The 12,069-nt window shown below is 61.6% G+C and carries 10 protein-coding genes; 5 read left to right on the top strand and 5 right to left on the bottom strand.

Features of this window, described 5'->3' with window-relative positions:
- Positions 1–64 precede the first annotated feature (64 nt).
- The 5 genes from GH665_RS27400 (at position 65) to GH665_RS27380 (ending at position 5,423) form a co-directional block, all read left to right on the top strand.
- Positions 65–982, top strand: coding sequence for an NAD(P)/FAD-dependent oxidoreductase (locus tag GH665_RS27400; RefSeq protein WP_153140378.1), 918 nt, complete (start codon positions 65–67; stop codon positions 980–982).
- Between the two features lie 231 nt (positions 983–1,213).
- Positions 1,214–3,559: a TonB-dependent receptor gene (locus GH665_RS27395; protein WP_153140377.1), complete on the top strand. Its 2,346-nt coding sequence runs from the start codon at positions 1,214–1,216 to the stop codon at positions 3,557–3,559.
- Positions 3,560–3,596: 37 nt separating this feature from the next.
- Positions 3,597–4,256 (top strand): MotA/TolQ/ExbB proton channel family protein, encoded by a 660-nt coding sequence (locus GH665_RS27390; protein WP_153140376.1) that lies wholly within the window; start codon positions 3,597–3,599, stop codon positions 4,254–4,256.
- Positions 4,253–4,651, top strand: coding sequence for an ExbD/TolR family protein (locus GH665_RS27385; RefSeq protein ID WP_153140375.1), 399 nt, complete (start codon positions 4,253–4,255; stop codon positions 4,649–4,651). The genes GH665_RS27390 and GH665_RS27385 overlap by 4 nt, the downstream gene beginning before the upstream one ends.
- Positions 4,644–5,423 carry an energy transducer TonB gene (locus GH665_RS27380; RefSeq protein ID WP_343038770.1) on the top strand — a complete coding sequence of 260 codons (780 nt, stop codon included), beginning with the start codon at positions 4,644–4,646 and terminating at the stop codon, positions 5,421–5,423. The genes GH665_RS27385 and GH665_RS27380 overlap by 8 nt, the downstream gene beginning before the upstream one ends.
- 6 nt (positions 5,424–5,429) lie before the next feature.
- Here GH665_RS27380 and GH665_RS27375 read toward each other — a convergent pair whose 3' ends face one another.
- The 5 genes from GH665_RS27375 to GH665_RS27355 form a co-directional block, all read right to left on the bottom strand.
- Positions 5,430–6,281, bottom strand: coding sequence for a carbohydrate ABC transporter permease (locus tag GH665_RS27375; protein WP_054039020.1), 852 nt, complete (start codon positions 6,279–6,281; stop codon positions 5,430–5,432).
- Positions 6,282–6,291: 10 nt separating this feature from the next.
- Positions 6,292–7,290 (bottom strand): carbohydrate ABC transporter permease, encoded by a 999-nt coding sequence (locus tag GH665_RS27370; RefSeq protein ID WP_153140373.1) that lies wholly within the window; start codon positions 7,288–7,290, stop codon positions 6,292–6,294.
- 84 nt (positions 7,291–7,374) lie between these two features.
- The gene (locus tag GH665_RS27365; protein WP_153140372.1) at positions 7,375–8,628 is read right to left on the bottom strand and encodes an ABC transporter substrate-binding protein; all 1,254 of its coding nucleotides are present in this window, start codon (positions 8,626–8,628) and stop codon (positions 7,375–7,377) included.
- Positions 8,629–8,702: 74 nt separating this feature from the next.
- Complete coding sequence (locus GH665_RS27360) at positions 8,703–10,727, bottom strand: beta-galactosidase (RefSeq protein ID WP_153140371.1); 2,025 nt, start codon at positions 10,725–10,727, stop codon at positions 8,703–8,705.
- An 11-nt stretch (positions 10,728–10,738) separates the two neighbouring features.
- Complete coding sequence (locus GH665_RS27355) at positions 10,739–11,896, bottom strand: ABC transporter ATP-binding protein (RefSeq protein ID WP_153140370.1); 1,158 nt, start codon at positions 11,894–11,896, stop codon at positions 10,739–10,741.
- Between the last annotated feature and the right edge of the window lie 173 nt (positions 11,897–12,069).

Raw genomic sequence — 12,069 nt, 5'->3', positions numbered from 1 at the left:
CGGTTGGCGTCAGTTTGACCATCGCCCATCGGTGTGGACGCCGGCACAAACCAGGAGAAAGGATATGCATACCCAGCATGATGTGATCGTTGTGGGCGGGAGCTTCGCGGGCCTGTCGGCCGCCATGCAGCTTGCGCGCGCCAGAAGGAACGTGCTTGTCATCGACACCGGCTTGCCGCGCAACCGTTTTGCCTCGCACGCTCACGGCTTCTTCGGCCAGGATGGCAAACCGCCCGCCGAGATCATTCGCGAAGCTGGGTCGCAGCTTGCGGCCTACCCAACGGTTCAGTGGGTCAAAGGCGAGGCTGTCACCGCGCAACGGACCGACGACGCCTTCAGCGTCGCGCTTTCGGACGGCCGCATTGAATCGGCTTCCCGGCTTATTCTCGCGACCGGCGTGCGAGACGAACTGCCCGCCATACCGGGCTTGCAGGAACGTTGGGGCATGACGGCACTCCATTGCCCGTACTGTCACGGGTACGAGGTTCGGGATCGGCGTCTCGGCGTACTGGGCAATCATCCGCTGTCGGCATACCAGGCGCTGCTCATTCCCGACTGGGGCCCGACAACGTATTTCACTCAGGGCACCTTCGAGCCCGACGCAGGACAACTCGCTCATCTGGCCGCGCGCAACGTGCGCATCGAGCGTTCGCCGGTAGTCGAACTGCTAGGTCAGGCTCCGCACCTCGAGGCGCTCAGATTGGCCGATGGACGCGTTGTCGCGATCGACGCGCTATTCATCGCGCCGAGGACGCACATGAACAGCACGCTCGCGGAACAACTCGGCTGTGCATTCGATGAGGCGCCGCTTGGGCCCGTCATCAGGGTCGACGACCTGAAGCAGACGACAGTCGAAGGCGTCTATGCCGCAGGCGACGTGTCGAACAAGATGACCAACGCGACGTTTGCCTCGGCGGCCGGCGTGGCAGCGGGCGTCGGTGCGCATCATTCGCTGGTGCCGGAGCTCGCACAGCACAAGTAAGCCCCATCGCGGCGCACCCTGCGCTAACCCCATGGCGGCCCGGACCCAGGCCGCCACTCGCGCGTCAAACACCCACTCTCGCCCTCAAAGCGCTCACAGCGCCCTTCATCGAGTTGTTATTTTCGTTTATCGATGTAATGATATAACATTCCGCACGTCGAACGATGTAGCAGAAGAACGTCGACAAGACGGAAACGCATCCACCCAGCGCTCAACCCTGAATAAATAAAGATGAAAAACCGCACGCGCGTCTCTCACGCAGCCTTGCTGCTGTTCGCTATCGCCGCTCATGCTCATGCCGCGCCCGACGAAGCTTCGGTGACAGGCGCCGTCACCGACACAGCGGGCAAACCCGTCCGGAACGCCACGGTGAGCGTTCAGAATGCAAGCGGCGCCGCGATCAGCGAAGCAAAAACGGATGCAGACGGCCATTTCGCGATCGCTCACGTGAGCCCGGGCATCTATGCGGTTGTCGTCACGGCACCGGGATTCGCGAGCGGCAGCAGCATCGCAACCGCAACCGCGGCGGCGCCAGGCGCGGTCAGCATCAAACTCGCTCAAAGCGACACACTCGACGTTCAGGTAAATGCAAAGCGTCTCGATCGAGCCCGCAACGGACTGCTGCCGGAAACCGGCAGCAGCGTGTACCGCTTCAGCCAGGCCGATATCAATGCCCTGCCCGCGGGACAAGACACGCCGTTGAACCAGGTGTTGCTGCAGGCGCCCGGCGTGGCAAGCGATTCCTATGGTCAGTTGCACGTGCGCGGAGACCACGCGAACCTGCAATACCGCATCAACGGCATCATCATTCCCGAGCCGATCAGCGGTTTCGGCCAGTCGCTCGACACCCGCATCATCGACCAGGTCAACCTGCTCACCGGCGCATTGCCGGCGCAGTACGGCTACCGCACCGCAGGTGTAGTGGACATCCGCACGAAGTCGGGCGATGCCGGCAACGGCGGGTCCATCGACGTGTTCGGCGGCAGCCATCAGACGATCAAGACCAGCGCGGATGTATTCGGCAGCCAGGGGCCGTTCAGCTATTACTTCAGCGGCTCAGTCGGCATGAACAACCTCGGGATCGAGAATCCCACCTCCAGTGCCAATGCGATTCACGACCACACCCGTCAAGGCAACGCATTCGGCTACATGTCGTACATCATCAATCCGCTCACGCGCGTAAGCGTGATGTTCGGCACCACGAGCAACCAGTTCGAGATTCCCAACACGCCGGGCTTGCAGACCAACTTCACGCTCAACGGCAACAACACCTTCAACTCAAGCCAGTTGAACGAAACGCAATCGGAGTTGAACAACTTTGCCGTGGTCGCGCTTCAGGGCACCAATGGCGGCGCCCTCGACTATCAGGTCGCCCTCTTTACGCGCTACACGCGAACCCAGTTCAATCCCGACCCGGTTGGCGATCTGCTCTTTAACGGTGTGGCGTCGCAGGATTTTCACAGCAATTCGGCCAACGGCGCGCAGGTGGACACGACCTGGCGGCTGAACGACAAGCATACGGTTCGGGCCGGTATCTTCTTCCAGCAAGAACACGCGGTGTTCGACGACAGCGTCAACGTATTCGCGACGGACAGCAGCGGCAACCAGTTATCCGATCAACCCTTAAATATTAAGGACTCCAGCAGCAAGACCGGCTATCTGTACAGCGCCTACGTGCAGGACGAGTGGAAACTCACCGACAAGCTCACGCTGAACTATGGCCTGCGCTACGACAAGATGGACGAGTACGTCAGCGCGAGCCAGCTTAGCCCGCGCATCGGCCTCGTCTATGCGCTGACGCCGGCCACGACGCTCCATGCCGGCTATGCGCGCTATTTCACGCCACCGGCATTTGAACTGGTGTCGGGCTCGACTATCAGTCGCTTTAACGGCACGACCAATCAGAGTCCGTCGAGCCAGAACGGTCAGGTACAACCGGAACGCAGCCATTATTTCGATCTCGGTGTGACCCAGCGCCTCGGCTCGAACGTTACGGTCGGACTCGACGCTTACTACAAGAAGTCGACCAACCTGCTCGACGAAGGACAGTTCGGTTCCGCGCTCATCTTCACGCCGTTCAACTACCGGCAGGGTCGCGTGTATGGGGTCGAGTTCACGGCCAACTACAAGCAGGACAACGTATCGGCCTACGTGAATCTCGCGTGGAGCCGCGCACAGGGAACCCAGATCGATTCGGCGCAGTTCAATTTCGACCCGGCGGAACTCGCCTATATCAACGATCACTGGGTCTACCTGGATCACGACCAGCGCATTACCGCATCATTCGGCGGAACCTACGATCTCGGCAGAACGACTTTCACGTTCGATGGACTGGTGGGAAGCGGATTGCGTAGCGGCTTTGCGAACACCGACAAGCTGCCGCTCTATGCGCAGGTCAATCTCGGCGTGATACAGCACTTTAACCAGCCGCTAGTCGGGAAGTTCGATGCACGGCTGATGGTCGTCAACGCGTTCAACCGCGTCTATGAGTTGCGCGACGGATCGGGTATCGGCGTGGGTGCGCCGCAGTATGGCCCGCACTTCGCCGTCTACGCCGGCATCACCAAGAATTTCTGATTCCGCCAGGCTATCAAGAGCGAAGAAGAGGTAGGACATGCAAGATTGGGCAAGTGTTCTGGCAGCGGTACGCGTGGGCGGATGGGTCATCTATCCGCTGACGGTACTCGCTATTCTGGCGGTCGCGATTACGCTCGAGCGGGCTTATGTGTTTCTGCGCTTTGGCCGCTTGCCGGGCACGCAGGGTAACGCGCACACCATCAGGCACGAAATCGCGGTGCCCGGATCGGCCCTCGATTGGGCCGGCAGATTAAAGGATGCATCCAGTCAGAACGCGTTCAGACGCATGAGCGCGCCGTGGGCGCCCGACCCTTCCGTGCCGCTGTGGCTGCGCGAAGCAAAGGCGCAATCGGTTGCCTCGCAGATCGAACGCGACATGAGTAAAGGTTTCTGGGTGCTGGAAACCATCGTGACGGCAGCGCCTTTGCTGGGTCTGCTGGGCACCATTGTCGGCATGATGCATTCGTTCCAGTTGTTCGGTGGCGATGGCCTCGTCGATCCGGGTGGCGTGACGGGCGGCGTGGCACAGTCGTTGGTGGCGACCGCGATTGGCCTGGTGGTTGCCCTGTTTGCGCTCTTTGCATTCAACTATTTCTCGCGCCGGCTCGAACGGCTGATGGACGAACTCGAGTCGCTCGCAAATGCACGGCTCAGCGAAATCCGTCTTGCCGACACGCCCGCGGGAGCGCTGCCGTGAAGTTCAAGCGTGCGCACGCGGTCAAGCGCGGCCGCATCGAAATCATTCCGATGATCGATGTGATGTTCTTTCTGCTGGCGACCTTCATGCTTGCATCGCTCGCGATGCAACGGCTCGACGCCGTCAAGGTCAAGCTCCCGGCCGGCCGCGCACAGCAAATGGCAACCCATGAACCGCTTACGATTTCCGTGGACAGCGGCAACGCGATCTTTGTGAACCATCAGTCAGTTCATCTCGATCAGATCGAGCCGATGGTAAAACGTCTGCTGCAACCGGACGGCAATGTCGTGATTGCCGCTGACGACGCAGCCGGCCACGGCGTGGTGGTTCAGGCAATGCTGGCCGCACGCCGTGCCGGCGCCGAGCGTTTCCTGATCGCCGTACATCGTGAGTAACCGGATGCGCTTTGCCGTTGCTGTCGACGATTCTCCGTCAATACGGTTCGCACTGGCGGTACTGGCCGCGCTAATTGTCTGGATCGTATTCCTGTTTCAGGTGGGGCACTGGTTGCGTCCGTCGCCCTCTGCGCGTGTGCAGGACAAGCCACTCGAGATGCGAGTGATGGAACTCGATCCGCCGGAAGCTGCGGTTACGACGCCTTCCGTGGCTCCGGCTGCGCCCGCTGCACCCGTTGCACCCGTTGCACCCGTTGCGCTCGCTCCGAGCAAACCACGACAAGCCGCTGATCCGCACGCTCACGTCACAACGCGTTCGCGTACGCCACCCCCTGTGCCGTCGAAGCCGGATGCGCGTTCAATGCAAAACGTGCCGCCGGCTCAGCCGACGCCCGCGATGCAAGAGCCGAAGACGGCCGCCGAGCCGCCTGCGCGCGCTGCCGTCCCTTCGGACGAAAGCGCAACCGCCATACCGTCCGCCATACCGTCCGCCAAATCATCCGGCGACGCGGCGGCACATTCCATTTCCCAACCGTTGCCGGAACTCCCCGACGATTTGCGCGAGCAGGCGTATCAAACCGTCGCGACGGCCCGCTTCGCGATCCACGCCGACGGGTCGGTCGACGTGGAGCTCATCAAACCGACGCCCAATCCCCGGCTCAACCAGCTCCTTCTTGAAGCGCTGCGCAAATGGCGTTTCTTTCCGGCGATGCAGGCAGGGCATCCAGTCGAAAGCCGGCAAGACATTCGCGTGCATTTCAACGTGAACTAGCGGAGCTCACCCCTTCGTTGCGCCAAACGTCAAACCGGCCACGAAATGCTTCTGCATTGCGAAGAACATCGCGACAGAAGGCAACGCGGCGAGAATCGACCCGGCGGACACGAGATTCCATGCAGTAGTCCACTGCCCCTTCAACGCCGCGACACCGACAGTAATCGGGGCGGCGTCGTCACCTTGCGTCAGACACAAGGCCCAGAAGTAGTCATTCCACACGAACGTGAATACAAGAATCGCCAGCGCGGCAAGCGCGGGACGGATCAGCGGCAACACGATTTTGAAGAACACTGTCCATTCGTTCGCGCCTTCGATGCGCGCCGCCTCAACCAGTTCGAATGGCAACTGCTTGATGAAGTTGCGCAGAAACAGCGCGCAAAATCCCGTCTGAAACGATACATGGAACAGAATCAGCGCGCTCACTGTGTTGAACAGACCAAGCTGCAACGACAGGTCCCGCACTGGAATCATCAACACCTGAACCGGCACAAAGTTGCCCGCGACAAACGTCGCAAACAGCGTGGAGTTGCCCCGGAACCGGTAGATGGCCAGCGCGAAACCCGCCATGGCCGCAAGCGCAATCGACCCCACCACGGCCGGCACCGTAATCAGCACGCTGTTCCAGAAGTAATGCAGCATCGGGGAAGTCGTCAACGCCTCGCGATAGTTGTCGAACATCGCGAAGTGCTTCGGCCAGCCCCAATAATTGCCCTCGCTCAGTTCCTCGGTTGAACGCACCGAAGTCACGAGCACCGCGATCATCGGCAGCAGCCAGATCAACAGCGCGAGCGGCAAGGTCAGTTTGTACGCACGGCGCGTGACCGGCTTCCATTTGTCGATCGGGATCGGAAACATGACCGGCTCCTTATTGCTCGGTGCGCAGCATGCGGCGCAGGTGATAAACGATGTACACCAGCATGATCGCGAACAGCACCACGGCCACCGCCGCGGAATAGCCGATACGGTAGTACTTGATCGCCTGGTCGTACATGTAGTACGCGAGCACCGTCGAACTTTCGAACGGTCCGCCACCGGTCATGACCGAAATCAGGTCAAAGCTGCGCAATGCGCCGATCACCGTGACGACGATCGCCATGAAGGTGGTGGGTCGCAATTGCGGCAGGATCACATGCCACAGCATCGACCAGCCACGCGCCCCCTCCATGCGCGCGGCCTCGATCTGTTCGGCGTTCAACGAGGTCAAACCCGTCAGATAAAGAATCATGCAGTACGCGGTTTGCGGCCACAGCGCCGCGAACACGATCCCGAGCGTTGCATAACGCGGGTCGCCGAGTACCGGCACGCCGTGCCCGAGAATCATCGCAAGCAGGCCGAAGGTCGGATCGTAGAACCACGAGAAGATCAAACCGACCACGACGCCGGATAACACGAACGGCGCGAAGAACAGCGATTTGACGATGCGAATGCCGGCCACCGCCTGGTTCAGATAAAGTGCGACGGCGAGCCCCATCGGCGGCGCAAGCAGGAACAGCAGTAGCCAGATGAGGTTGTTCTTCAGCGCCGTATAGAACGTCTGCGTATGGAACAACTCGATATAGTTGGCGAGACCGACGAAAGACGGGTCGGTCATCCCATCCCAATTGAAAAAACTCAGGCGCACGGTCGAGATGATCGGCCATACGACGTAGATCGCCACCATCACGCAGGCCGGCGCGAGAAACAGAAAAGCGGCGCGCCGCTGCCGGCGCGCGGTCGGCGACGGACGGCGCCGGCGTGCCACGCGAGGCGGCCCACCGCGCGAAGCACCGCCCGACGCGGGCATGCCGGCACCGGGCAAGCCGGGACCGCCGGGTTCGGCAGGACCGCCAACAGTGTGACGGGTGACGGAGTGCGACACGATCATTCTCCCGATCGAACGTAGCGAGTTGACGCTTAAGTTTGACGCTCCGGCAGGCGGCCCGTTCGTGCATCAACGGGCCGCCGCCGCTCACTTCTTGTAGATCCGCTTACGCGTCTGCTCGAGTTGCGCAAGGATGTCGTCGAGCTTCGAAGGATCGGAAATGAATTGCTGCATTCCCTTCATCCCTTCATCGGCCATTTCCTTCGTCATGTCGCGATCGTAGAACTGCGCAATGCCGCCCTTCGTGTTTGCGAGAATCTGGAAGCCGATCTTCGAGATTGGATCGTCGGGTTCAGGCGACTTGCTGTTCGCCGACAACGAACCGAGCCCCTCCGCGAGCTTCGCACCATTTGCCGGCGTCTGGACGAATGCAAGGAAAGCACGCGCATCCGCCTTGTTCTTCGCCTTCGACGGAATATTCAGCGATTCGACCGGCCCCTCTTCGGCAGTCGGCACGTTCGCGTCGATGATCGGGAACTGGAAGTAACCCATTTCCGGCTTCACGCTCGGCGGGAAACCACCGGTGATGAACGTGCCCATCAGCATCATCGCGGCCTTGCCCTGGAACAGGAACGGCTGCACGGCGTCCAGATCGTAAGAGAGCGAGTTGTCGATGAAATAGCCGGCGTCGATCAGTTGCTTCCACGTCGTGTAGACCTTCTTCACGCGCGGATCGGTGTACGCGATATCGCCCGCCATCAGTTTCTGATGGAACGCGTTGCCGTTCAGGCGCAGATCGAGATAATCGAACCAGCCCGCCAACGTCCATGAATCACGGCCTGCCACGGCAATCGGCGTAATGCCTGCCGCTTTCAGTTTCTTGCAGTCGTCGAGAAACTGGTCCCACGTTTTCGGCTCGCCGGCAATGCCGACCTTCTGGAACAGGTCCTTGCGATAGAACATGCCCCACGAGTAATACACAGTCGGCGCGGCGTACTGCTTGCCCTTATACGACGACGCTTCCTTCGTCGATGCATACATGTCGTTCCAGCCGTTCTTCACCCAGTCGCCGCTCAGATCCTCGAACAGGCCGCGCTGCGCGTAATACGCCATCCGTTCGCCGTCATGCCAGTTGACGATATCGGGTGCGACGGTGGAGAGCCAACCGGGCAACTGGACCTTGTACGCTTCTTCGTCGATGAACGACACCTTCACGTCGGTGCCGGGATGTGTTTTCTTGAAGTCGTCGATGATCGACTGCCAGACGGCGCGTTGACTCGCGCCCTTGAACGCGATGTTGACCGCGAGCGTGCCGGCCTGCGCCGTGCTGACGACGGAGGCCCCTGCGGCCGCCGCGGCCAGCGCGAGTGCCAGCAGAATCTTGCGAGGTTTCAGTGCCATGTTGCTGTCTCCTTTGCTCCGTGATTTTGCGTCGTTGTTGTTACTGCATGGAATCCTTCGTTCAGCGCTTCAGATCATTTCCCTGATCGATAAACGGCCACATCCTGCGGTTCGACGGTGCGTGAACCGATCACGAATGCGTCGTCGGCGATATTGGCCAGCGTGTGCGCCTGGTCGCCGTAGTTCAACACGTAGGTCAGCGCGCCACGCCGGCTCAAGCGCACGCTGTCGCCGAGCGGGACCGGGTCGAGGCCGGCCTCCTGCGCAATCCGTGCGAACAGACGGACCGTGAGCGCATCGTCGAACAGGCTCGCGAGGTAATGGAACACGCCGCTTTTCACGTAAGCGGGATGGCCGTCGGCGAAACGGGCTCGTACGTCGAGCGCATCCGTTGCATCGTTGCCGCCGTCGCCTTCGCCTTCGCCTTTGCCTTTGCGTTCGATGAAATCGCGCCAGTGGCGCGCCACGCCGTCTTCCACGCTCGCGTTGCTGCTGTCTTCAAGCCGCACGGCTTCAGTCACATTCGGCCGCATCGATTCGACCCGCCACACGCGCAGCGGCAGCACCGAGGCAAGCGCGCCCGGCGGCAGATTGGCCGGAATCTGCAGGTCCTGAGTCTTCGAACCGGTACGCGGACCGAGCACGACTTGCGCGCCCGAACTCGCCAGCCGCGCGGCGAAATCGGCCGGCACGACCGGCAACGGCGGCACGACGATCAGACGATAGCCGTCGAGCGCTGCATCGACCGGCACGACATCGACGTCCAATCCGAGCGCGCGCAATGCCGAGTAGTACTCGAATGCGAAACGCGGATAGTGGAAATCCGCCCCCTGCGGATGAATCTCGAAGAGCCACTTCGCTTCGTAGTCGTAGACGAGCGCGACCTTCGAGCGAATCGCCGCATCGGCGTCGGCGTTCGCGGCGAGCACCGCGCGAATCTCGTCGGCAACCTGCGCGGCTTCTTTACCGCCAATGTCGAGCCGGTTATCGGGCGTATTCAGACCGGCGTGCATCTGCTCCTGCGCGAACGGTGCCTGGCGCCAGCGGAAATACGACACGCAGCCCGCGCCGTGCGCGAACGCCTCCCAACTCCACAGCCGCACCATGCCGGGCAGCGGCGCCGGATTCCACTGCGCCCAGTTCACCGGACCGGGCTGCTGCTCCATGACCCACAGCGGCAGCTTCGACATGCCGCGGTACACGTCATGATTGAACGACGCGAAGTCAGGGTGCCCGGTGCGCAGCCAGCGCGCCTTCACGTCCGGCGCAAACCACTGCTCTTCCAGCGCGCCGAGTGGATAGCTGTCCCACGTCGCCACATCTAGGTCGGCCGCCACCTTGTAGTGATCGAACTCGGTAAAGAGCTGCATGAAATTGTGCGCGACCGGCCGCCCCGGCGAATGCGCGCGGATGATCTCGACCTGCATGCGGTTGTAGCGCGCCACTTCGTCGGAGGCGAAGCGGCGGTAATCGAGCCGGTGCGACGGGTGCGCTTCGGTCACGGTCGCCACCGGCGCGTCGATTTCGTCGAAGCTGCGGTATTCCATGCTCCAGAACACCGTACCCCATGCGCGGTTCAGCGCGTCGATGGTTTGATAGCGCGCCTTGAGCCACTCGCGAAAGCGCCCCACGGCCGCCGGCGAATAACTGATCACCGTGTGATGGCAGCCGAATTCGTTATCGGTCTGCCAGTACGCAACGGCCGGATGCTTGCCGTAACGCTCGGCAACCGCCGTGCAGATCCGCTGCGACGCGGTGAAATACGAAGGCGATGAAAAGTCGTAATGACGGCGTGAGCCGAACGCGCGCGGACGGCCATCGGCGCCAATCGGCAAAATGTCCGGATGGCGGTCGATCAGCCACTTGGGCGGCGTCGCCGTCGGCGTGCACATGACCACTTGCAAACCGGCCGCGCCGAGTACGTCGACCGCGCGATCCAGCCAGCCCCAGTCATATTCGCCGGGCGTCGGCTCCATCCGGCTCCACGCAAATTCGGCGATTCGCACTTGCTGGATGCCAAGTGCTTTCATCCGGCGAGCGTCGTCTTCCCACATCGACTCCGGCCAGTGTTCCGGGTAATAACAGACTCCAAGGCGCATCCGAATGTCCCCTATGCGTAATGTTCGACGGATTCGAGCGAAGCAGCGGCAAAGCCGTCTTCGGTAAACAAATGGCAGGCGCGGCTGGGGACGCGCAAGCCGGCGCGGTCTCCCGGCGCGAGACGGGTGTCACCCGGCGCCTTGGCGATCAACGCGGCGCCGCCGGGTTGATCGAGGTGGACATAGCTGTGCTCGCCGAGCTGTTCGACGAGCGACACGGTGCGGGTCAGCACGGCGTCCTGCGTGTTTTCTGAACCTGCCGCGTCAATGAATTCCAGGTGTTCCGGGCGTACGCCGAGCGTGACGGCTTGCGACGCATGGAGCCCATCACCATTGACCGGCACGCGCACGTTTTCATTTGTGTGATCGAGCGTGACGATCACGCCTTGAGGATCGACCGAGCTCACCTTCCCCGGCAGGAAATTCATGCGCGGCGAACCGATGAAACCGGCGACGAAGCGGCTTCTCGGCCGGTGATACAACTCGAGCGGCGCGCCGATCTGCGCGATGCTGCCGTAGCGCTCGGTGTCCTTGCCCGCGTGCAGCAACACGATCTTGTCGGCAAGCGTCATGGCCTCGATCTGATCGTGCGTGACATACACCACGCTGGCTTTGGCGAACTGCTTATGCAGCCGCGCGATTTCGATGCGGGTCTGGCCACGCAGCGTCGCGTCGAGATTGGAGAGCGGTTCGTCGAACAGAAACACGCCCGGCTCCCGCACAATGGCCCGGCCGATCGCCACGCGCTGCCGCTGGCCGCCAGACAGCGCCTTCGGCCGGCGCTCGAGCAGCGTCTCCAGTTGCAGGATGCGCGCGGCTTCCCGCACCTTGCGGTCGATTTCTTCTTTCGGGGTTTTGGCAAGCTTGAGGCCGAAGGCCATGTTCTCGAACACGGTCATATGCGGAAACAGCGCGTAGCTCTGAAACACCATCGCTACCCCGCGCTGCGCCGCCGGGACGTCGTTGACGAGGCGCCCGGCGATCGACAGGTCGCCGTCGGTCACGTCTTCGAGGCCGGCGATCATCCGCAGCAAGGTGGACTTGCCGCATCCGGACGGACCGAGAAACACGCAAAACTCGTTCTCGCCGATCTCCAGGTCGACGTCGCGAATCACCAATGCACCGTCGCCATACGCCTTCTGCACGCCTCTCAACGAAATGCTCGCCATTGCATCAACTCCGTGATTTAATCGGCTCGACATCGAAGATTAAGCGCTTAATCAGCAAGGCCGAAAAAAAAATCGATCGGACTCGATCGTGGGGCCCTGCCTGTCTCCGATATCGTTTTGTCTGTGCGGCAAATGGTGCCGCGCCTTGAGCTGCGATGCAAATGTCGGACAGT

It is taken from the genome of Paraburkholderia agricolaris (assembly GCF_009455635.1).
GTDB classification, from domain to species: Bacteria; Pseudomonadota; Gammaproteobacteria; order Burkholderiales; family Burkholderiaceae; genus Paraburkholderia; species Paraburkholderia agricolaris.
This window is presented reverse-complemented; position numbering and strand designations above follow the sequence as displayed.